The organism is Bradyrhizobium sp. CCBAU 45384, assembly GCF_028128665.1.
Classification (GTDB): domain Bacteria; phylum Pseudomonadota; class Alphaproteobacteria; order Rhizobiales; family Xanthobacteraceae; genus Bradyrhizobium; species Bradyrhizobium manausense.
In genome coordinates, this window is record NZ_LBIZ01000119.1 from 579,690 (window position 1) to 601,803 (window position 22,114).

Genomic DNA, 22,114 nt, shown 5'->3' on the forward strand with positions numbered 1-22,114 from the left:
AGACACAGGAGAGCCTCATGCGACCCGACATGATGCCAGGAGCGACCTTCCCCGACTACGAGCTCAGCGACCACACCGGCAAGCACCGCAGGCTCTCGGAACTGCAGGGCATCGATCCCATGATCGTCGTGCTAGGCCGCGGCGGCTTCTGTCCGAAGGACCGTCGCCAGACCGAAGGTCTGCTGCAGCTCCATCGCGAGATGGAGGTCGGCTATTGCCGGCTCGTCACCATCACCACCGACACCATCATCCAGACCAACGAATACCGAACCGGCGCCGGAGCCCACTGGCCTTTCCTGTCCGATCCCAGACGGATCGTGCAGAAGGATCTCGACATCGCCGAATACACCGATCCCGTCCACAATCCCATGATTCCCCATGTCATCGTGCTGGCGCCCGGCTTGCGTATTCACAAGATTTATAACGGCTACTGGTTCTTCGGTCGCCCGACCGTCGAAGAGCTTCGCGGGGATCTCAGAGCCGTCAGCATGAGCTGCCGTCCGGATTGGGACATCACCGCGCCCGGGTTCAGGGCGCAGTGGGACCAGGGCCGCAAGGAGCACTTTTATCCCTACGGCAAGACTTACGCCGAAACGCTCGGCGAATAGGGTGAAAACGCAGGCGACTGCCGATCCGGCCCGATGAAATCATTGAGAACCGGCGGTTTATGACAGGCCGGATTCCGGCTATCCGTATCAGGAACGGAGACCCGCCATGTACATCCCCCCGGCTTTCAGGAACGACGACATCGAGAGCATCCGCGCAACCATTCGCGCCGCCGGCCTCGCAAGCCTCGTCACGGCGACCACCGATGGTCCGGTCGCGACCCCGTTGCCGCTTTTCCTCGACGAGGCCGAAGGTGAGCGCGGCGTGCTGTACGGGCATGTCGCCAAGGCCAATCCGCAATGGAAGCTGCCGCCGATCGGCGATGCGCTCGCGATCTTCTCAGGTCCCGACGCCTATGTGACGCCGTCCTGGTACGCGACCAAGCAGGAGACCGAGAAGGTCGTGCCGACCTGGAATTACATCGCCGTGCATGCCTACGGCCCGGTGGAATTCTTCCACGAGCCGGAGCGCCTGCTCGAGGTCGTGACACGGCTGACCAGCAAGCACGAAGGCGCGCGCGCAAAGCCGTGGGCGGTTCGTGACGCGCCTGCGGATTTCATCGCCGCGCAGCTGCGCGGGATCGTCGGCGTGCGCATCCCCGTGATCAGGTTCGAAGGCAAGCGCAAGATGAGCCAGAACCGGCCGGAGGCCGATCGCATCGGCGTCGCGCAAGGTCTTGCGGCGAGCGACAACGCCGGGGATCGCGAGGTCGCAAGCCTGATCCCGCTTCCGACCTAAACGGCGCCTTACATCACCGAGCCCGAGCATCCATCGATCGCGCGCAGCCGAAGCTGCGAAAATGGTTCCGCTCGGCCTTGCAATTTCCAGCGGCTCCAATGCGGAACCGGCTCCCCATCCGACGGATTATCGCCCGCAGGTAGTACCATCGCCGGTGGCACGGATGACAATTGCTTCGGATGTGTTGAAATTGCTGCGCCTCGATTCCTCCGACGACAAGCAGCATCTCGTCATTCGCTCCGCTGGCGGGCGTGGCAAGGCGGCCGACTATTCCTTCGGCATCGAGGAGGAGTATTTCCTCGCCGATCGTCGCACCCTCGAGGTCGCGATCCGGACTCCGAACGAGCTGTTCGAATCGGCGAACTGGTCGACCGGCGGCCAAGCCATGCGCGAGATGCTGCAATCCCAGCTCGAGGTCGCTACCAATGTTCACGTCGACGTCAATGACGCGCGGGAAGAGCTGAGATTCCTGCGCCGCGAGGTCGCCAACGTTGCCGCACAATATGGCTTTGCCATCATGGCCTGCGGCACGCACCCCACGGCGGTCTGGCGCATGTCGCAGCCGAGCCCGAAGCCGCGCTATGCGGAGATGATCGAGGATCTGCGCAGCATCGGCCATCGCAACCTGATGTGCGGCATGCATGTCCATGTTCAACTGCCGGATCCCGAGAAGCGGATGGCGGTGATGCGGGCAATGCTGCCGCATCTGCCGCTGTTCATCGCGCTCGCGGCGTCCTCGCCGTTCTGGAATTCGCACAAGACGGGACTGAAGGGCTACCGGCTGGCGGCCTATTCCGAGCTGCCGCGCACCGGCCTGCCCGAGTTGTTCGAGAGCAAGCGCGACTACGACGACTATGTCGGCGCATTGCAGCGCTCCGGCGTGATTCCCGACGAGAGCCACATCTGGTGGGCGATGCGACCATCGATGAAGCATCCGACACTGGAGCTTCGCGCGCCCGACACCTGCACCTTCGTCGACGACGCCGTCGCCATCGCTTCGCTGTATCGCTGCCTGACGCGGCATCTCTATCTGCGGCCGCATCTGTCGAAGCAGGTCACCGCGGTCGAACGCGCCATTGCGGTCGAGAACAAATGGCGCGCCCAGCGCTACGGCACGGATTGCATCTTTGCATCAAGGGAGGGTCCGGTGACGATCTCGGAGATTCTGTCGCGACTCATCGACGACACCTCCGAGGATGCGGATGCCCTGGGATGCTCCGCCGAAATCGCGCACTGCCGCACCATTGTGGACCGCGGCAGCTCCGCTGAATTTCAGCTTCGCGCCTATCGCGAAGGCGGCGGCGATATCGCAGCCGTGTCACGATGGATCGCGACATCGACGATCTCAGGAACGAGCGCGCCGATCGGGCGTAGTGCTCAAGCGCCGTCATAGCGCGCCATTCGCCTTAAGCCCGCGCCACCAGGCGTGGGAACACCGACTCGACAGTCGGCGCCTGTGCAGCAGCCAGCTTTCGCGCCGACCTGCGCCGCGGAATGAAGAAGCTGCTCACGACGATCGGATCGAAATCGCCGAGCGCGGTCCGCTCCTTCACCAGCAGGCTCATGACCGAGCGCATCTTGATGACCTCCTGCGCCACGAAGCTGCAGTCCTCATCGCGGTTGATCTGCTCGTGCATGATCGCCTCAGCCTCGCGCATGCTGACGCGAAGCGCCCTGATGGTTCTGCGGATGTCATTGATGCGGTTGTCCATGGCTGCCTCCCTCTCGGTCAAAGCATAAGAACAAAACATGAACAAGATGTCAATCACCGCCGCGACCAGTTGCGGTGTCCCGCGCGATCCGCCGACGGCGCCACTGCACGTGCACTGAGATGCTTGCCGACAAATTAGACAAGTCATCCGCTATCCGGAAATCGCAGGGCTCGTGAGGAGTGCCCTGCGTTCGACCTCAGCGGCCGATCTAACCTCCCGTGCAGCCACCGGATTTCTTCCTGAACGGCTCACCGCACGCCGGCACCAGGCGTGCTTGCTGCTTCGCAAATCAACTGGCCCAAAATTCGCAATGACATTGCGAGCTTGGCAATGGCGCAGAGCGGAGAACGTCATGAACGTGCATGCTGCGGGCGATCTCAAGACATCAGGCCTCACCCATCCGAACGGCGCGCCGCTCCGCCTCAACACGCAAGACTTCGTTGCGATCGATCGCGACAAGAACGCCAAGTTCGAAGCGACCTATCGGCCGCAAGCGCTCTACAACAGAGCCAACGAAGGCTTTCACGCCAACAACGAGACCTTCCTGCTCCACGAGGTCGCGACCAATTTGCCGATCTACCGCCCCGACACCGGCCCCACCGACTTCCATCTGCATCTGCCGCCCGGCGGCTTTCAGCTCGTGCTGGTGACCTCGGGCGCATTCACCTTCGATTACGACGGGCGCTGGTACAATGTCGGCCCCGGCGCGGTGATGCTGCAAAGCGCCATCGTGCATCGCCAGCTGTTCTATACCTGGTCAGGCCTTTCGACCGAAGAGAACTTGAAAACGCCGCAGACCGTGGTGCCCGATCCGATCTCGATGGGCTATTCCGGCAAATTCCTCGAGGCCTTCATCACCGATCCCACCACCTTCCCGAATCCGACCATCGTCGGACCGGACCAGATCAACGAAGACGAAACGCCGCGCGTGGCCTGGAGCCACCCGCTGCATGATCGTCCCGCCGATGCCGGCTTCTGGCTGCAGGATCCCCTGGCGCTGGATGCGCTCTACAAGCCGCTCACCGAAGGTCCGGTCAAATCGGCCCTGCAGGTTTATGTGCGCGACATCGGGATCGAGATTCCGAGCGGCCATCTCGTCACCGGCCACGTCATCGCCACCGACCCGCGTGGGCACGCCCTGTTGCCGAAGAGCACGTCGGCCGCCGCGGATGCAACGTGCTTTGCCAAGGGTGAGGTCGCGATCTATCGCGTCATTCGCGGCACCGCCGAGTTCAAGAGGAAGTCTGGCGAGAGCTTTGAACTCTCTGCTGGCGATGTTGTGACGGCGGGCAAGGACTCGATCAGCCTCGTCGGCCTTGGCGAAAACACCCAGGTGCTGCGGCTCGGCCTGCTCAAGGGCATCAACGATCTTCGCAGCTGGACACCGACGCAGCGCGACGAGATCGACGGTCTCGCCGGCCAGATCATCACGCACAAGGACATTCGACCGCTGCGCACCGAAGGCAAGCCGGTCGGATATTTATACGGCTGAGCGCATTTGGTAAGTCAGTTTGCGTTTCTCCCGTAGGGAGAGGGTCGGATCGCATCAAAGATGCGATCCGGGTGAGGGGTTACAGTCTCACGGAGCGCTGCGGCCCCTCACCCGGATTGCTCCGCAATCCGACCTCTCCCCGCTGGGGAGAGGTGAACCAAGCCCTACTCCGCCGCCTGGCGCACGTGGCGCGCGGTCGGGGTGCGCATGGTCACGAGCTCCTCGGCCGCGGTCGGATGCAGTGCGATGGTCGCATCGAAATCGGCTTTCGTCGCCTTCATCTTCACCGCGATCGCGACGGCTTGCGTCACCTCGGCGGCGCCATCGCCGACGATGTGACAGCCGAGCACGCGATCGGTCGAACCATCGACCACGAGCTTCATCAGCACGCGGGTGTCGCGGCCCGACATCGTCGCCTTGATCGGGCGGAACGTCGTCTTGTAGATGTCGACGTGGCTGAACTGCGCGCGCGCCTCGGTTTCGGTCAGGCCGACCGTGCCGACCTCCGGCTGCGAGAACACCGCCGTCGGGATGTTGGAATGATCGACCTGCACCTCGCGCTTGCCGAACACGGTGTCCGCGAAGGCATGGCCCTCGCGGATCGCGACCGGCGTCAGGTTGAAGCGATGGGTGACGTCGCCGATCGCATAGATGCTGTCGACCGAGCTCTTGGAGAAATGATCGACCGCGATGCCGCCGTTGTTCGGATTGATGGCGACACCGGCGTTCTCGAGGCCAAGATTGGCGACGTTGGGATGGCGGCCGATCGCGAACATGACCTGGTCGGAAGCGATGCTCGAGCCGTTCGACAGATGCGTGGTGAATTCCTCGCCGTGACGATCGACCTTCGTCACCGTGCAGCCGGTGAGAATGGTGATGCCCTGCTTTTCCATTTCGCTGCGGACATGGGCACGCACGTCTTCGTCGAAGCCGCGCAGAATGTTGTCGCCGCGATAGATCACGGTGACGTCGGAGCCGAAGCCGGCAAAGATGCCGGCGAATTCCAGCGCGATGTAGCCGCCGCCCTGGATCACGATCCGCTTCGGCAGCTTCTTCAGATGAAACGCCTCGTTGGACGAGATCACATGCTCGATGCCGGGGATCGCGACGCCATGATTGGGCGCACCGCCGGTGGCGATCAGAATATATTTCGCAGTGATCTTCTTGTCGTCCGCGAGCAGGCGGACGGTGTGCTTGTCCTCGATGACAGCACGGCTTTTGACCACTTGCGCGCCCGACTTCTCGACATTGGTCGTGTAGGCCGCCTCCAGCCGCGCGATCTCCTTGTCCTTGTTGGCGATCAAGGTCGGCCAGTCGAAGCTCGCGGGCGGAACGGTCCAGCCGAAACCGGCGGCATCCTCGAGCTCGTGACGAAAGTGCGAGCCGATCACGAACAGCTTCTTCGGCACGCAGCCGCGGATCACGCAGGTGCCGCCCATGCGGTACTCTTCCGCGATCATCACGCGAGCGCCGTACCCGGCCGCGATGCGGGCGGCACGCACGCCGCCCGAACCGCCACCGATGACAAAGAGGTCGACGTCGAATTCAGCCATTGTCCACTCCGACCCCTTTCAGAGCATGATCCGGAAAAGTGTGAAGCGGTTTTCCGAAAAGATCATGCTCAAACGACAACCTTAAGCGCGATGCGGCGCTTTAGGGATTTCCGATCAGATAGGTACGGTCAGATATCCTTGCCACGCTTCTTCATCTCGGCCCGGAAGGCGCTGGCGACGACTTCCGAGAAGTGCTGCGCCCACTCGTTCATGACCTGCATGCTGAGGTTGATGGCCTTGGGTTCGGCGGTGAGCAGCTTCTGGCCGAGCGGCGACCTGTAGAAGGTGACGAGATCCTTGAGCTCCTGCTCGGTGAACATGCCGGCATAGACCCCCACCATGCCGTCGCCGATCTCCTGCTCGCGGCCGGCCAGCTGCTTGGCGATAACAGGGGCGAGCTCGTTGAGGTCCTTCTGGTAGTTGAGGTTCTGCCCGATCAGCGTGGCCTTGACCTTCTCGACCATGCCGGGCACCGCGCCGGCGTACATCGCGCTGGCATTCTTCAGCGTCAAAATCTCCTTTGCCGCGGCAATGGCGGCCGGAGTCAATGGGGCCGGCTGCTGTTGCGCGGTCGCGGGTACGGCCCCCAGCGCCAGCGCGAAGGCGAGGCACGCGGCGGGCACGATCTTCAAAACGCTCTTCATTCCTAGTCTCCTTTTGGCGGCTTATCGCCGTTCAATCACGCGGATTCCGTCGCCACCCGCCAAAACAGCCGAGCTGGCCAAGCCGATGAACAACCCATGCTCGACCACGCCGGGGATCGCGCTCAGCGCCTTGGCGAGGCTCGCCGGATCGGCAATACGCCCGAGCTGGGCATCGACGATCCAGTGGCCGCCATCGGTGACGAAAACGTGGCCATCTTTGGCCTTGCGGACCGCCATTTGCCCGGAAACGCCGCATTGCGCAAATGCCTTCTCGATGGCGCGGCGGGTCGCCCCGAGGCCAAACGGGATCACCTCGACCGGCAGCGGAAAGCGCCCGAGCGTCGGCACCCATTTGGTGTCATCGGCAATGACGATCATGCGATCCGAAGCGGCCGCCACGATCTTCTCGCGCAGCAATGCCCCACCGCCGCCCTTGATCAGATTAAGCTGCGGATCGATCTCGTCGGCGCCGTCGACGGTGAGGTCGAGGTGGTCGATCTCGTCGAGCGTGGTCAACGGCACGCCACAGCGCTCCGCATCCGCGCGGGTCGCTTCCGAGGTCGGCACACCGATCACATTGAGCCCGGCGGCAACGCGCTCTCCCAGCAGCTCGACGAAATGCTTGGCCGTCGAGCCGGTCCCGAGCCCGAGCTGCATCCCGTCACGCACCTCGTCCAGCGCGCGCGCCGCGGCCTGCCGCTTCAACTGGTCCATATTCACGTCTGCGCCCGCCTCTCGAAATCAGGTGTGCCGCCGATAGCCGCTTGCGGCGGCCTATGTAGCCTCGTTTTTCCCCCGAGAACAGGGCCCGGAACAGGCCTATAGGCTGATCTTACGGCCCTGCCCCTTGCGTCGGCCCGGGCGGACCGATAGCGCTTTTTGCATGACCTCCAAAGACAAGATCGGCCCCTACACCCTCGTGTTCGATCTCGACGGCACGCTTGTGGATACGGCGCCAGACCTGATCACCGCCCTGAACTACGTGCTCGACCGTGAAGGCCTGCCGCCGATGCCGATGGCCTCGGCCCGGAATATGATCGGCGCCGGCGCCCGCAAGCTGATCGAGCGGGGCCTGGAGGCCGAAGGGCGGACGGTCACGCCTGGCGACATGGACCGCATGACGGCCGATTTCATCGCCTATTACGCCGACCATATTGCGATCGAATCCCGCCCCTTCGAGGGGTTGCTTGACGCGCTCGACCTGTTCGCCGCGCAGGGCCATCGGCTTGCGGTCTGCACCAACAAGCTGGAATGGCTGTCGAAGCGGCTCTTGGACCAGCTCGATCTGAGCCGCCGCTTCGCGGCCATCTGCGGGGCGGATACGTTCGGCGTCCAGAAGCCGGATCCGACCATTTTTCGCCAGACCGTGGCGCGGGCGGGCGGTGAGATCAAAGCCAGTATCATGGTGGGGGATGCCGGAACCGACGTCGGCGTGGCCCGGCGCGCCGGCGTGCCCGTCATCGGGGTCAGCTTCGGCTATACGGACGTGCCCATCGCCGAGCTGAAGCCGGACCGGCTGATCCATCACATGCGCGACCTGCCGGCTGCCGCCCGCAGCCTGATGACCGCCTAGCCGTCCGGCAAGCTCCTGAGATAGCTCGATTATCCCAGCGGAACCCGCGTTAACCATCTATTAACTATGCATTGTCCGCCGGTTGCTTGCCCGGAACGACGCCCCTAAGGTCCGCGCGGGGTTATGTGGCGGTTCGTCGCAGTAGAAGTGGATGGGTTATGCGTCGTGTCATCGCGATTGCGTTAGCGGGAGCGAGCCTCGGTGGCTGCTCCTCGATGTCTTGGGACATGTTCAAATCGGCGCCGCCGACCCTTCAGGTCCGGCTCGAATCAAATCCCCCCGGGGCCGATGCGACGACCTCGCTGGGTGGAGGCTGCAAGACCCCCTGCTCCGTCTCGATTCCTGCCCCTGAGGCGCCGTTCACGGTCACCTACGCGCTGCCCAAATATCAGCCGACCACCGTGCCGGTGAACGTGATCAAGACTCCCGGCGATCTCACCACCTCTGCGACTGTGGCCACCGACCCGAATCCGGTCTTCGCGGAACTTCAGCCTGCAGTGCCGCTGAAGCCCGTGAAGAAGAAGCCGCACCGGCCGAAGACGCCGAAACCGGTCGCAGCCGCGCCCGCCGATGCTGCAGCGCCCGCAGCCGCCACGGCGTTCCCCGATCCGAACGCGGGCAAGCGCTGATCTTCCGTGCACTGCACGATTGTCCTTGTGGCATACCATGCTTAGATTGGCCGCGGAGCATCGTTTGAAGCAGCGGTGCGCCCGTCGCCGTCAGTGACAAGGCATTTGGCAAGGCATTTGGTATGAACGGATCCATTGCGAGTCCCCTCGCCGCGCTGTCGAGCCCGATGACCGATCCGTTCGGTCGCACCATTTCCTATCTGCGCGTCTCCGTCACCGATCGCTGCGATTTGCGCTGCTTCTATTGCATGTCGGAAGACATGACGTTCCTGCCCAAGGCGGACCTCCTAACGCTCGAGGAACTCGACCGGCTCTGTTCCGCCTTCATCGCCAAGGGCGTGAAAAAGCTGCGGCTCACCGGCGGCGAACCGCTGGTCCGGCGCAACGTGATGTCGCTGGTGCGCTCGCTGTCGCGGCACCTTGAGAGCGGCGCGCTGGGCGAGCTCACGCTGACCACCAACGGCACGCAACTGGCAAAATATGCGCAGGAGCTTGCCGATTGCGGCGTCCGCCGCATCAACGTCTCGCTCGATACGCTCGATCCCCGGAAATTTCGCGAGATCACGCGCTGGGGCGAGATCGACAAGGTGCTGGAAGGCATCGAGGCCGCGCGCGCTGCGGGCCTTGCCGTAAAGATCAACGCAGTGGCGCTGAAGAACCTCAACGAGGACGAGCTCCCCGACCTGATGCGCTGGGCCCATGGCAAGGGTATGGGCCTGACCCTGATCGAGGTGATGCCGATGGGCGAGATCGGCGCGGGCCGCATCGACCAATATCTGCCGCTCTCGCTGGTGCGCGCGCGGCTTGCCCAGCAATTCACGCTGACGGATCTGGCCGAGAGCACCGGCGGGCCGGCGCGCTATGTCAGCGTCGCCGAGACCGGCGGCAAGCTCGGCTTCATCACGCCGATGACCCACAATTTCTGTGAATCCTGCAACCGGGTGCGCATCACCTGCACCGGCACGCTGCACACCTGCCTCGGCCACGAGGATGCCTCGGACTTGCGCAAGCCGTTGCGCGCCTCCAGCGACGACATCCTGCTTGCGGATGCGATCGACCGCGCCATCGGGCTGAAGCCCAAGGGCCACGATTTCATTATCGACCGCCGCCACGACCGCCCCAGCGTCTCCAGGCATATGAGCGTCACCGGCGGCTGAGAATTCGCCGCCGGCGCGGTTGCCTTAAGCTTTTGCGATCTTAAGCTTTTGACCCGCCGTCAATTTGCCCATTTTCCGATTGACGGCGCACAAGCCCGCTGATTTGGTGCGACCGCCTTTGCTTGCCCGGCAGCCATAAGCCGGCCCGCCCCTTTGGCGGTCGCGGTCAAGACAGCAAGGCGCGAGGGGAGGACTGACGCCGCAATCGCTTTCGGTCTGCGATCCGTGCGGTCGCGTGCTTTTGCACGTCGGCCGGGCGTTGCGTGCTGAAGCCTCCCGTGAAGTGTTAGGCCGCGACGGAGAGAAGGTAAAATGCGTCCATTGCTGGCGATGAGTAACGCCATCGACGCCCTCAATGAGAAGATTGGGTACGTCTGTAACCTGCTCGTGCTCTTCGCATGCCTGGTCAGCGCGGCCAATGCCATGATCCGCTACGCGTTCAGCTACTCGTCCAACGGCTGGCTGGAGCTGCAATGGTACATGTTCGCGATCCTGGTGATGTTCGGCGCGTCCTACACCTTCAAGCGCAACGAGCATGTGCGGGTCGAGATCCTCTATCTGATGCTGTCCGAGCGCGGCCAGCTCTGGCTCGACCTGATCGGCACGCTGTTCTTCCTGATCCCTTCCTGCCTCCTGCTCGCCTATCTGTCCTGGCCGTTCTTCATGCAGGCTTATGACGTCGGCGAGATGTCGGGCAATGCCGGCGGCCTGGTCCGCTGGCCCATCAAGTTCGTGATCCCCGCCGGCTTCGTGATGCTGGCGCTGCAGGGTGTTTCCGAAGTCATCAAGCGTATCGCGGCTCTCCAGGGCTATGTGACGATCGACGCCAAGTACGAGAGGCCGACCCAATGATTACGCTGGAGATGATGCCGCCGTTGATGTTCGGCGGCCTGGTTCTGGCGATGCTGCTTGGCTTCCCCGTCGCGTTCACGCTTGCCGCGGTCGGCCTCTCCTTCGGCTTCCTCGCCATCCATCTCGGATTCTTCGACCTCAACTTCCTGCAGGCGATCCCGGGCCGCGTGTTCGGCAGCGTGCTCTCCAACGAGCTGCTGCTCGCGATCCCGTTTTTCACCTTCATGGGCGCCATATTGGAGAGATGCGGCCTCGCCGAGGACATGCTGGACTCGATGGGCCAGCTGTTCGGCCCTATCAGAGGCGGCCTCGGCTACTCCGTCATCATCGTCGGCTTCATCCTCGGCGCCATCACCGGCACGGTGGCGGCGCAGGTCATCGCCATGGCGCTGATCTCGATGCCGGTGATGATCCGCTACGGCTACAACATGCGCTACATCACCGGCGTGCTGGCGGCCTCCGGCACCATCACGCAGCTGGTGCCGCCCTCGCTGGTGCTGATCGTGCTCGCCGACCAGCTCGGCAAGTCGGTCGGCGACATGTATCTCGGCGCCTGGGGCCCCTCGGTGTTCCAGATCCTGCTGTTCGCCGGCTACACCTTCATCCTCGGCCTGATCAAACCCGAGCACGTGCCGCCGGTGCCGAAGGAAGCGCGCACGCTGACCGGCTGGGCGCTGTGGAAGAAGTGCCTGATGGGCATCATCCCCTCGGCCGTGCTGATCTTCGTCGTGCTCGGCACCATGATGATGGGCCTTGCGACGCCGACCGAAGCCGGCGCCATGGGCGCGGTCGGTGCCATCGTGCTCGCCGCAATCCACCACAAGGATTTCACCTCGACCGACCGCAAGGTGCTGATCATAGGCGTGGTTGCTGCCGGCATCGGCACCATCGTCGCGATGTTGTTCACCGAGAACGTGATCTTCAAGATCGCGTTCGCCATCGCCTATCTCGCGGTCGCCTGGATCTGCATCCAGGCCGCGCGCATCCCCGACCTGCGCGACCTGATCAAGCAGGGCTACGAAACCACCATGCGCATCACCTGCATGGTCACCTTCATCCTGATCGGCTCGACCTGCTTCTCGGTGGTGTTCCTCGGCGTCTCCGGCGGCGTCTGGCTCGAGCACATGCTGACCTCGCTGCCCGGCGGTGTCTGGGGCTTCCTGATCTTCATCAACCTCTTCATCTTCTTCCTGGCGTTCTTCCTCGATTTCTTCGAGATCGCCTTCATCATCCTGCCGATGATCGCGCCGATCGCGCAGAAGATCCTGGGGCCCGTCGTCGGCGACGGACCTGCGCTGATCTGGTTCGGTGTCATGCTCTGCGTCAACATGCAGACCTCGTTCCTGCATCCGCCGTTCGGCTTCGCGCTGTTCTACCTGCGCGGCGTCGCGCCGAAGGAGGTGAAGAGCTCCGACATCTATTGGGGCGCGATGCCCTGGATCGGCCTGCAGTTGATCATGGTGCTGATCGTGATCGCCTTCCCGATCACCGTGACGGGCCTGCTCGACAAGCCCGTCAGTGTCGACCTCGACAAGGTCAAGATCGAGGTGCCCCAGATCGACCTGCCCCCGCTGGATTTGGGACCACCGCAGAAGTAGCCTTCTTCCTTCTCCCCATGTGGGAGAATAGGCGGCCTTCGGCCGCCGTTCTCAAGAACGCCGACGCGAAGCTTCGGCTGTGGCGCCGGATGAGGAGTTCTCTCCACGGGCGCAGATATCGTAGGGTGGGCAAAGCGAAGCGTGCCCACGCACTGCAAACTTCGGTTAGAGATGGTGGGCACGGCGCAAGTGCGCCTTTGCCCACCCTACGATTCCGGATTCGCGGAGAGAGACCGCTCACCCGTCTCGCCGCTATCTCGGCGACAGGCCGACCCGCGTGACACGTGCGGCAAACACGGGCATACCGGACATTCCTCGAACTCACACGGAATGCCCGTATGCCCCGCTTGTACTCTGCTCCTTCGCTCGCAGGTTCGCTCATGGCCTCGCTCTGGCTCGCCTGCGCCGCAACTATCGCGCACGCCGAACCGATGGCCGAGATCCATGCGCTGGCCCAGAAGGAGCGGCAGCCGCTGCTCGATACGCTGCGCGATCTCGTCAACATCGAAACCGGCAGCGGGGATGTCGAGGGCCTCAACGTGATCGCCGGCCGCGTCGCCGACCAGTTCAGGCAGATCGGCGGCGAGGTGGAGATCCTGCAACCCACCGACATCTATCGGCTCGATGACACGCCGGAGAAGATTGGACCTGCCGTGCACGCCACCTTCAAGGGCAGCGGCACCAGGAAGATCATGCTGATCGCACACATGGACACGGTGTATCTGCGGGGCATGCTGAAGGACCAGCCGTTCCGCATCGACGGCGACAAGGCCTATGGCCTCGGCATCGCCGACGACAAGCAGGGCGTCGCGCTCATTCTCCACACCGTCGCGATGCTGCAGAAGCTGAACTTCAGGGATTACGGCACGCTCACGGTCCTCACCAACAGCGACGAGGAGATCTCCTCGCCCGGCTGGCGCAGCACCATCACCAAGTTCGCTTCCGATCAGGACGTCGTGTTCTCGTTCGAAGGCGGCGGCACCGACGGCTCGGTTCGGCTCGCCACCAGCGGCATCGGCTCGGCCTATCTGACGGTGACAGGCAAGTCGTCGCATGCCGGTTCCCGTCCCGAGGGCGGCATCAACGCGCTCTACGAGCTCTCGCACCAGGTGCTGCAGATGAAGGATCTGTCCAAGCCCGAGCAGGGCCTGAAGCTGAACTGGACCGTCGCGAAAGCCGGCACCAACCGCAACGTGATCCCGGCCGAAGCCACCGCGCAGGCCGATGCGCGCGCGCTGAAGGTTTCCGATTTCGACGAGCTGGAGAAGACTCTGCAGCAGAAGATCAAGAATCGCCTGCTGCCGGACTCCAAGGTCGAGCTGAAATTCGAAGTGCGGCGCCCACCGCTCGAGGCCAACGACGCCTCGCGCCGCGTGGCGGCCTACGCCAGGACGATCTATCAAGAGCTCGGACTATCCATGAACGTTGCCGAGAAGGCGACGGGCGGCGGCACCGATGCCGCCTTTGCCGCGCTCAAGACCAAGGGCGCCGTGGTCGAAGGCATGGGGCTGTCAGGCTTCGGCGCGCATTCCAATGACGCCGAATATGTGAAGCTCGACACCATCGTGCCGCGCCTCTATCTGACCACGCGGATGATCATGGATCTGTCGACCGGCAAGCTGAAATAGCCGTGCTGTCTTCCTTCTCCCTTTGTGGAAGTAGTGGTTCTCTCCACGAGCGCAGATATCGTAGGGTGGGCAAAGCGAAGCGTGCCCACGTACTGCAAAATCCGGTTAGAGATGGTGGGCACGGCGCAAGTGCGCCTTTGCCCACCCTACAATTCCTGAAAGCAAGGGAAGAGGGCTAAGCCCCCTCCTCCGCCAGCCTGAACCGCAGCGTGAACTCGGCGCCGCCGCCGGGGAGATTGTCCACCGCAACCGTTGCGGCATGATCGTCGGCGACGCCCCGCACGATCGAGAGGCCGAGGCCCGCACCGTCGCTGCGCTGGCGATCCCTGCGCCAGAAGCGCTGGAAGATCAGCTCGCGCTCGGCCTCGGTGACTCCGGGGCCGCAATCGCGCACCCGCACCGAACCGTCGTCGCCGACCTCGATGTCAACCGACGTCTCCTTGGCGGTGAACTTGATGGCGTTTTCGGCGAGGTTGAAGACCGCGCGCTGCAGCATCTCGGAATTGCCGTGGATCAGCACGGGCGCCTCGGCGCCCTTGAGCGCGATGTCCTTGTGCTGTGCAATCGCAAGGGGCGCGATCGCGCCGACCACCTCGGCGCAGACGGCGCGCAAGTCCGCGGTCTCGCCGGGATCGAGCACCAAGGTGTCGAGCTCGGCGATCTCCAGCAGCTGGGCGACGATCCGGCTCATGCCTTCGATGTCGTCATGCAGCGCCTGCCGCACCGCATTGTTACCGAGCGTCTCGACCCGCGTGCGCAGGATCGCGAGCGGCGTGCGCAGCTGATGCGCGGCATCGGCGGTGAACTGGCGCTGCAGGCGAAAGCCGTCCTCGAGGCGATCGAGCGCCTGGTTCACCGCGGTGACGAGCGGCATGATCTCGCGCGGAATCTGCTCCGTCGGAAGACGGACGTCGGTGCGAGCAGGGCCGATATTGCTGGCTTCTTCCGAGGCCTTCCAGAGCGGCGCAATGGCGCGGCGGAAGATGAAGATGTCGATGGCGAGCAGGATCAGAAGAATGGGAATGGTGATCCAGCCGACCCGTCGGAAGAAGTTGGACACGATATCGTCGGTGATGACGTCGCGATGGGACAAATCTTCCCCGACCCTGATGCTAACGGTGGTGCCGTCGATCGTCTGCGTCACTTCGGCACCCGAGATCGTGTCCGACCGCGCATCGCCGGTCTTCTTGTGCGATGAGAACAGCAGGCGGCCGTCGACGTCGCGGATATCGTACTGATAGCGGCCATAGGCTTCCGAATAGAGTCCCCGCAGGCTGTCCGGCAGATTGAACGTCACCTTGCCGTCTGGCTGGACGGAGATGCGCTCGGCAAGGGTCTCGGCCTGGGCCCGCATCGCCGCACGATGCAGCTGGTCGATCTCGGAGTTCAACAGCCAGATCAGGACCAGCGGCAGGAAGATCGCCACCACCGCGACCGCGATGATGTGCAGGAACACGATGCGCGAGATCAGCGATTTGAACGACGGGGCCCGGAGTCTGGATCCGGTCTTGTATCCGGCCCTGTCTCCGGTCCTGGACCCGATCTGGAATCCGCCCCAAGCCACGCTATTTCTCCTCGGCCATCATGTAGCCGACGCCGCGGATCGTGTGGATCACGACCTTGGCGCCGTGTTCAGTGAGCTGCTTGCGCAACCGGGAGACATAGACCTCGACCGCATTGGAGGCGACCTCGCCCTCGAGCCCGAAGATGTGATCCTCGACATTCTTCTTCGGCACCACCCGGCCCTGCCGGCGCAGCAAGATCTCCAGCACGGAGGTCTCGCGCGAGGAGATGATCCGCGGCTTGTCGTCGACGAAGATCTGGCGGCTCTCGGTGTCGTAGACGAGATTGGCAAGCCGCAACGACCGGCCGAGCAATTGCCCCGGACGGCGCAGGATCGCTTCCAGCCGCGCCACCAGCTCCTCCATCGCGAACGGCTTGGCCAGATAGTCGTCCGCGCCGCTGCGCAGGCCGTTGACGCGATCCTGCAAGCCGCCGCGCGCGGTCAGCACCAGCACCGGCAGCGGCTCCATCTGCCGTCGCAGCTCACGCAGCACCATTAGGCCGTCGCCGTCGGGCAGGCCGAGGTCCAGGATCATCGCGGCGTAGGCCACGTTGCGCACCGCCCCACGCGCCTCCTCGGTGCTACCGACGATATCGCTCTCATAGCCGGCAGCTGCCAGCCCGCTGGCAACCAGCCGCGACAGCTCGACATTATCCTCGACGATCAGAAGGCGCATGCAGTAAACTCAAGCTTCCGGCATTTCCGAACCGCGCGCACGCGGCGATTGCCGATCTGTTCCACCATTCAGCGGATTGGGCCAGCGAAAAATGACGCGGTCGGGCTTTCTTCCGGGCGCATCTTTAGCGGCCTGGAACGACGAGACGCCGCCTGAAAGCGCCGACGCAACAAAGGCTAACGACCTCTCACAACTCATAACAGGCGCGTCCCGCGCTTTGGCGGGATGATCCGGACGAAGCGCCAAAGCACATCCCAAAGTACATCCCAAGGCACATCCCAGGCAAAGGAGAGGTTCCATGAGGACGTTCATCAGACCGCAGGCCGCCGCTACGGCGGTGATGTCCAGCAACGAAGCCGTCGACCACGATAGGCGCAAGCTCCTCACCACGGCCACTACCGGCATCATGGCGGCCGGCGTCGCAACCCTGCTTCCGGCCCGCCCGGCACCAGCCGCAACGAAGGACGCGATCCGCCCCTTCAAGATCAATATCACCGACAAGGCGCTCACCGATCTCCGACACCGTCTCGCCATCACCCGCTGGCCCGACAAGGAGACCGTCGACGACGACTCGCAAGGCGTGCCTCAGGCCACGCAACAGGCGCTCATCCGCTATTGGCAGACCGACTACGACTGGCGAAAGGTCGAGGCGCGGCTCAACGCGTTGCCGCAATTTCTGACCGAGATCGACGGCCTCGACATTCATTTCCTGCACATCCGCTCGAAGCATCCGAACGCGCTGCCGATGATCGTGACGCATGGCTGGCCCGGGTCGGTGATCGAGCAGCTCAAGATCATCGATCCCCTGACCAATCCGACCGCGCATGGCGGCGGCGCCGACGACGCCTTTGATCTCGTCATCCCCTCGATGCCCGGCTATGGATTTTCGGGCAAGCCGACCACCACGGGCTGGGATCCGCAGCGCATCGCGCGGGCCTGGGTCGTGCTGATGAAGCGGCTCGGCTACAGCAGGTTCGTCGCGCAGGGCGGCGACTGGGGCTCGCCTGTTACGAACGAGATGGCCAAGCTCGGCGCGCCGGAACTGATCGGCATTCACGTCAACCTGCCCGGCGTCGTGCCGCCGGAGATTTTCAAGGCCGTGGCCTCGGGCGACCCTGCACCGGCCGACCTTACCGACGAGGAGAAGCACGTCTTCGCCCAGCTCAAGATTCAGTTCACGAAGCGGCGCGCCTATGCGCAGATCATGGGCACGCGGCCGCAGACGCTGTCGGGCCTTGCCGATTCCCCTGCCGGCCTTGCCGCCTGGCTGCTCGATCACGGCGACGGCTACGCCCAGCCGGCCGCGGCGATCGCCTCGGCCGTCGCAGGGCGTACCGTCAACGGGCATTCAGCGGGAGCGCTAACGCGCGACGACGTGCTCGACAACATCTCGCTGTACTGGCTGACCAACACCGCGATCTCCTCGGCGCGCCTCTATTGGGAGAACAAGATCAATCTCTATCTGCCGGCCAATGTCACCATCGCGGCCGCCGTGACGGCGTTCCCCGGCGAGAGCTTTGTGGCGCCGAAGAGCTGGGCCGAGCGGGCCTATCACAAGCTGATCTACTTCCATCAGGCCGAGGCCGGCGGGCACTTTGCGGCATGGGAGCAGCCCGCGATTTTCAGCCGCGAGATTCGCGACGCCTTCCGGCCGCTGCGCAGTTCAACCTGACCGCCACGACGGTGCGGCCGCTCAGGCGAGATAGCCGGACACACCGTCCCACAGCAGCTTCAGCGCCGTGACGACCAGCAGCCCGTAGCAAGCGCGGAAGACCTGCTGCTGGTCCAGCCGTCCGTGCAGGCGCCAGCCGAGCCAGACCCCGGCGGGAATGGCGAATAGACAGATCGCCATCACGATCCATTCGTTGCCGCTGGGACGCGTCAGCAGCAGCCATGGCACCGCCTTGGTGGCATTGCCGACGGTGAAGAACAGGCTGGTCGTTCCGGCATAGACCTCCTTGCTGAGGCCGAGCGGCAACAGATACATCGCCAGCGGCGGTCCGCCGGAATGCGCGACCATGGTCGTGACACCCGAGGCGAGACCGGCTGCGATCGCCTTCGGCGTCGAACGCGGCGCAATGGTCACCTTGGGATCGCCGAAGAACCACAGGCCGACGAAAATCAACGTCACGACCGCCATCACGATCGCAACGGCACGGTGGTCCAGCACGCGAAACAAGAGATAGCCAAGACCGATGCCGATCACGAGCCCGGGCAATAGCAGCACCAGATCCGGCTTCGACCAGGTCGACGGCTTCCAGTAGCGCAGCGCAAACAGGTCCATCGCGATGAACAGCGGCGCGAGCAGGCCGCCGGCGGTCACCGGGTCCATCACAAAGGACAGCAGCGGAATGCCGACGATGGAAAAGCCGCCGCCGAATGCGCCCTTCATGAAGCAGATCAGGAACACGCCTGAGAAGGCGATGAGGATGGTGGTGAGCGTCAGATCCATGCTCGTCTCCGGCACCACCTGACAATCCGCTGCCCTATGAAGCCTTCCGGCGTGGTGTGTCCTCACTCCGGAAAAACAGGCATGGCAGCGCTGAAGGCACGCCGAACGACAATCCGATGAAGGCGAGAAACAGGTCGAAATAACTGGGGTGCATGGTCGTGGCTCCGTGCTCCCGGTAAAACCCGGTGCAATCTGATGATTGCCCTTAATATGATCCGACCTATATCTCAGGACAATAATTACATTGCTCTCGGTGCAATTTGGACCATGCGCCTCGGCGGGGATCCCACGACCTCGTCCTGATCGCAGTCCAAGACTTGACCGCAATTCCCAGAACTGGTCGCACCTGCTTCATCCAAAATTGAGCATCTCATCCGTCGCAGGTTGACGCCGTCGTTCCGCACAACCTATGACGGTTCGCAAGGCCAGCACGCCCACTGGAGTCTGTTCAAGCAGATGACCGGAAAGTCGCCACGCGTTCCGAATGCGATTGCGTTCGCGCTCCTGTCCGGCATGGGCGCGTTTCTCTTGTTCGTCGTGGGCCATGACGTTCATCGTTGGTACACGACCGGCACCATCTATTACGCAAGCAAGTACGGCCACGACCACGGCAGCTACGTGTCGTATGGCGAAGCGCCGGTTCGCTTCCTGGCCGCATGCGCCAACAGCTTGCTCTGTGCCGTGGCGGGCGTTTTTTTCGTCGTGGCAGCATTCATTGCCCCCTCGCGGTTTCAAAAAGAGGAAGAGGCAGGCCTTGCGTCCCCAAGAAGGTCGCCTCCGCACCCATGGCGGGCGGACTGAGAGGCGCGCCATGATCTACGCGCTTTCACTGGCAGGCGGGCTGGCATGCGATCCTTTGCATCGGCAGCTGCGCCATCCGGCTCTTCTGGCATGTGCTGGGCGCCTTTGCGGGAGCATCGGACGCTGGCCGCAACGAAGCCGAACGGCGCGGCCGGGAGCGGATCATGGAGAGTTACGACAAGTACGACAGGCGCGATCAGGATGATTAGCCGCTCCGATTGGCTGCGCGACTGGCAACTCGTCACGCGTACGGCCTTGCTGATCCTCGCGCTGACAGGCACCGTGGCGTACGCAGGGTCGCAAGTCCCCATTGGGAAGCCGCCGGGCGAGAGCGAGCCCGTGCCAGCGACGATGCGGGGACGGTTCGCCGGTTTCGTTGCCACACTGCAGTTTGATAACGAGGCGTGGACCGACGCCTTCGTCCTCGCACCAGACCGGCGCTGGTTCGCAGAATACGCCAGGGACGCCACGAACATACGGGTCAAGGACTTGCGCAGCGGCGTGACGCTGCGCCGTTTGCGCACGGGCGGCCGCAAGATATCTGGCCTTGCGGTTTCCTCGGACAGCCGCATCGTCCGTGCCGTTGACGAGGATGGCAAACCGTTGGCATGGACCGTTGCCACGGGCAAAAGCGTAAGTTCCGAAGCGGAGGCTGAGGGGATCAATCGGATCGACCACCTCACAATCCATCGCTGGGACAACGATATTTCCGAGCCGCCCGGGCCGACGGCAAACCCGGGACAACTGATCAGCCGGTTCCTGGCCAGCCACGGGCTCTCCGAACAGCTCCCTGACCTTCAGACGATCGAGCAGGTCACGACAAGCGTGGACGGCCGCTATGTCGCGATCACCGAGGGCTATTTGGGCCATTTGACGATCCGCGACCTCTCCAATTCATCGGCTCCGGTTACGATCGAATGGCCCGAAGATTGGTGCGGCCATTACCTGGCGTCATTTGCTTTCGACGGTCACTACGTCGTTCTCGGGACGCACGGCGACGAAGGCGATCATGCATTCACGGATGCAGCGGCTTTCGAGATCAAGAACGGCAAGGCCAAGGCGCTCTGGCACGCCGAATGCTCGGTCGATCGCGATGCGCCGGAGCAGATTTCACGGGATGCCCGCTTCTACGCAATTGGTGCTGCACCCAACGGGCCTGTCGTCGTGTGGGACCTCAGGGCGGCCCGCCGTGCGGCCCATTTCGAGGGCGTCTATGTTGCACCGATCATCTCCGCCGACGGCAGCACCTTCGCGGTCACAAAGGCTGCATCCAAGGGGAGGAGAATGCTTGTGCTACGGCACGGCAAGCGACGTCGCCTCGACGCAAACATAGAGGCGGATCCGACGGGGCCGATCGAAGACGGCGTCTACGCGCTCTCGTCGAACGGACGCTATTTCGCGGCGAGAATCGCCAGCGCAACTCCCGGAGGGAAAAACGCAGTCGGAGTTTGGGATACCGACAGCGCCCGGCAGATACGCACGATCGAGCCGGGCGGCGATGCCGCGAACTCCTGGAAGATTGCCGAACTGTCCAACACCGGAGACATCATTCTCCTGGCGGACAAGTCTGTGTTCAAGGCAGGCAGGTGGATTGACGTGACGGAGGCCGACGAAAGCCTGCTGCGCGGCCGATCGGATTCTCAGCTCACGCCCGACAACAAACACGCGCTCATCAAGCAGGATCTGTTCCTCGCCAGTTTTACGCTGCGCGAGATCGCAACCGGCAAGACGATCTGGTCCTTGCAGGGCACACCCGATCTTGGTTTCGTGATGTCATTCCCTGACGGGCGGGTCCGGATATCGCCGGGCGCCGAAAAATACCTCAAGCTGGTGCGAGGCTTCGCGGTAAAGCCGTTCGACGCAAATGCGAAGCGACAATTCCTTCGTCATTGACGACCGCTCTTAAACGCAGCTCTGAGTTCAGCCAGTTGGCTGCTCGTTGCTCCCAGCTCCGCCTCAACCCGACTTGTCGGTAAATCCATGTAAACGATCGGCTGATCGAACTGGCTCGCCGTGAAGTCATACCGCCGACCTGCGATCCGGTTATAGAAATGATCGCCGGCCGGCAAAGGGGTCTTCAGCAGATCGCCGCCGAAGAGTTCGTGAACGAGCAGCGCCGTGACGTTGCATTGTCCTGCCGCGGGATTGGCCGCCGTCCATTGGCTGGACGTTGACAACGACCAGGCCTTGAACAGCGCGCTTTGGATTTTGTCAGGATCGAACCTCATCCCCGCGCCCAGAGATCGGTTCGCACTGGAATTCTCATTGACGACTTTCGGCACCGGCTGCAATTGAATGAGCGTACGTTCCCGGTACTGCTCCGGGGCTTGCGGCTCACGCGATGTCGCAGGGCCTGATCCGGCCCCGCCGATTTCGGATTATTCGATTATCACTTTATGCCACTGTTTTGCCCGACGGGTCAAGCTCAAGCTCCGTCCA

The 22,114-nt window shown here is 63.3% G+C and carries 21 protein-coding genes; 13 read left to right on the plus strand and 8 right to left on the minus strand.

Annotated elements, in window-relative coordinates:
- Window positions 1-17: 17 nt before the first annotated feature.
- From XH80_RS39320 to XH80_RS39330, 3 genes are all read left to right on the plus strand, one after another.
- A complete protein-coding gene (locus XH80_RS39320; RefSeq protein WP_271603251.1) occupies window positions 18-608 on the plus strand; it encodes a redoxin domain-containing protein in 591 nt (196 codons plus the stop codon).
- A gap of 106 nt (window positions 609-714) precedes the next feature.
- Window positions 715-1,344, plus strand: a complete 630-nt coding sequence (locus XH80_RS39325) for an FMN-binding negative transcriptional regulator (RefSeq protein ID WP_271603252.1) — start codon at window positions 715-717, stop codon at window positions 1,342-1,344.
- A 163-nt stretch (window positions 1,345-1,507) separates the two neighbouring features.
- Window positions 1,508-2,737 carry a carboxylate-amine ligase gene (locus tag XH80_RS39330; protein WP_271603253.1) on the plus strand — a complete coding sequence of 410 codons (1,230 nt, stop codon included), beginning with the start codon at window positions 1,508-1,510 and terminating at the stop codon, window positions 2,735-2,737.
- Between the two features lie 13 nt (window positions 2,738-2,750).
- Here XH80_RS39330 and XH80_RS39335 read toward each other — a convergent pair whose 3' ends face one another.
- Window positions 2,751-3,056, minus strand: coding sequence for a hypothetical protein (locus XH80_RS39335; protein WP_271603254.1), 306 nt, complete (start codon window positions 3,054-3,056; stop codon window positions 2,751-2,753).
- Window positions 3,057-3,408: 352 nt separating this feature from the next.
- Here XH80_RS39335 and XH80_RS39340 point away from each other — a divergent pair, with 352 nt between their 5' ends.
- Window positions 3,409-4,548 (plus strand): hypothetical protein, encoded by a 1,140-nt coding sequence (locus tag XH80_RS39340; RefSeq protein WP_271603255.1) that lies wholly within the window; start codon window positions 3,409-3,411, stop codon window positions 4,546-4,548.
- Between the two features lie 164 nt (window positions 4,549-4,712).
- Here the strand turns inward: XH80_RS39340 and gor are convergent, their stop codons facing one another.
- From gor to rpiA, 3 genes are all read right to left on the minus strand, one after another.
- Window positions 4,713-6,101 carry a glutathione-disulfide reductase gene (gene gor, locus XH80_RS39345; protein WP_271603256.1) on the minus strand — a complete coding sequence of 463 codons (1,389 nt, stop codon included), beginning with the start codon at window positions 6,099-6,101 and terminating at the stop codon, window positions 4,713-4,715.
- A gap of 128 nt (window positions 6,102-6,229) precedes the next feature.
- The gene (locus XH80_RS39350) at window positions 6,230-6,745 is read right to left on the minus strand and encodes a DUF2059 domain-containing protein (RefSeq protein ID WP_271603257.1); all 516 of its coding nucleotides are present in this window, start codon (window positions 6,743-6,745) and stop codon (window positions 6,230-6,232) included.
- A 21-nt stretch (window positions 6,746-6,766) separates the two neighbouring features.
- Entirely contained in the window at window positions 6,767-7,465 is a 699-nt protein-coding gene (rpiA, locus tag XH80_RS39355; protein WP_271603258.1) for a ribose-5-phosphate isomerase RpiA, read from the minus strand.
- Between the two features lie 163 nt (window positions 7,466-7,628).
- On the opposite strand from rpiA, the gene XH80_RS39360 reads away from it, so the two are divergent.
- The 6 genes from XH80_RS39360 to XH80_RS39385 all read left to right on the plus strand — a co-directional run bounded on the left by XH80_RS39360 (window position 7,629) and on the right by XH80_RS39385 (window position 14,182).
- Window positions 7,629-8,318, plus strand: a complete 690-nt coding sequence (locus XH80_RS39360; RefSeq protein WP_271603259.1) for an HAD-IA family hydrolase — start codon at window positions 7,629-7,631, stop codon at window positions 8,316-8,318.
- Between the two features lie 158 nt (window positions 8,319-8,476).
- The gene (locus XH80_RS39365) at window positions 8,477-8,947 is read left to right on the plus strand and encodes a hypothetical protein (RefSeq protein WP_271603260.1); all 471 of its coding nucleotides are present in this window, start codon (window positions 8,477-8,479) and stop codon (window positions 8,945-8,947) included.
- A 122-nt stretch (window positions 8,948-9,069) separates the two neighbouring features.
- A complete protein-coding gene (gene moaA / locus XH80_RS39370) occupies window positions 9,070-10,104 on the plus strand; it encodes a GTP 3',8-cyclase MoaA (RefSeq protein WP_271603261.1) in 1,035 nt (344 codons plus the stop codon).
- A gap of 312 nt (window positions 10,105-10,416) precedes the next feature.
- Window positions 10,417-10,956, plus strand: coding sequence for a TRAP transporter small permease subunit (locus XH80_RS39375; RefSeq protein WP_057758465.1), 540 nt, complete (start codon window positions 10,417-10,419; stop codon window positions 10,954-10,956).
- The gene (locus XH80_RS39380) at window positions 10,953-12,554 is read left to right on the plus strand and encodes a TRAP transporter large permease (RefSeq protein ID WP_271603262.1); all 1,602 of its coding nucleotides are present in this window, start codon (window positions 10,953-10,955) and stop codon (window positions 12,552-12,554) included. The genes XH80_RS39375 and XH80_RS39380 overlap by 4 nt, the downstream gene beginning before the upstream one ends.
- Window positions 12,555-12,892: 338 nt before the next feature.
- Window positions 12,893-14,182 (plus strand): M20/M25/M40 family metallo-hydrolase, encoded by a 1,290-nt coding sequence (locus XH80_RS39385; protein WP_333968930.1) that lies wholly within the window; start codon window positions 12,893-12,895, stop codon window positions 14,180-14,182.
- 175 nt (window positions 14,183-14,357) lie between these two features.
- On the opposite strand, the gene XH80_RS39390 is transcribed toward XH80_RS39385, so the two are convergent.
- A complete protein-coding gene (locus tag XH80_RS39390) occupies window positions 14,358-15,725 on the minus strand; it encodes a sensor histidine kinase (RefSeq protein WP_442869206.1) in 1,368 nt (455 codons plus the stop codon).
- A gap of 22 nt (window positions 15,726-15,747) precedes the next feature.
- A complete protein-coding gene (locus tag XH80_RS39395) occupies window positions 15,748-16,422 on the minus strand; it encodes a response regulator transcription factor (protein ID WP_271603264.1) in 675 nt (224 codons plus the stop codon).
- A gap of 298 nt (window positions 16,423-16,720) precedes the next feature.
- Between XH80_RS39395 and XH80_RS39400 the strand changes: the two genes are divergently transcribed.
- Window positions 16,721-18,094 carry an epoxide hydrolase family protein gene (locus XH80_RS39400; RefSeq protein WP_442868665.1) on the plus strand — a complete coding sequence of 458 codons (1,374 nt, stop codon included), beginning with the start codon at window positions 16,721-16,723 and terminating at the stop codon, window positions 18,092-18,094.
- A 21-nt stretch (window positions 18,095-18,115) separates the two neighbouring features.
- Here the strand turns inward: XH80_RS39400 and XH80_RS39405 are convergent, their stop codons facing one another.
- Window positions 18,116-18,874, minus strand: a complete 759-nt coding sequence (locus XH80_RS39405; protein WP_271603265.1) for a sulfite exporter TauE/SafE family protein — start codon at window positions 18,872-18,874, stop codon at window positions 18,116-18,118.
- A gap of 456 nt (window positions 18,875-19,330) precedes the next feature.
- Between XH80_RS39405 and XH80_RS39410 the strand changes: the two genes are divergently transcribed.
- Together XH80_RS39410 and XH80_RS39415 are read left to right on the plus strand one after the other, a co-directional pair.
- Window positions 19,331-19,675: a hypothetical protein gene (locus XH80_RS39410; RefSeq protein WP_271603266.1), complete on the plus strand. Its 345-nt coding sequence runs from the start codon at window positions 19,331-19,333 to the stop codon at window positions 19,673-19,675.
- A 201-nt stretch (window positions 19,676-19,876) separates the two neighbouring features.
- Window positions 19,877-21,568 carry a WD40 repeat domain-containing protein gene (locus XH80_RS39415; protein ID WP_271603267.1) on the plus strand — a complete coding sequence of 564 codons (1,692 nt, stop codon included), beginning with the start codon at window positions 19,877-19,879 and terminating at the stop codon, window positions 21,566-21,568.
- Here the strand turns inward: XH80_RS39415 and XH80_RS39420 are convergent.
- The gene (locus XH80_RS39420) at window positions 21,562-21,903 is read right to left on the minus strand and encodes a YunG family protein (RefSeq protein WP_271603268.1); all 342 of its coding nucleotides are present in this window, start codon (window positions 21,901-21,903) and stop codon (window positions 21,562-21,564) included. The genes XH80_RS39415 and XH80_RS39420 overlap by 7 nt on opposite strands.
- Window positions 21,904-22,114: the final 211 nt, after the last annotated feature.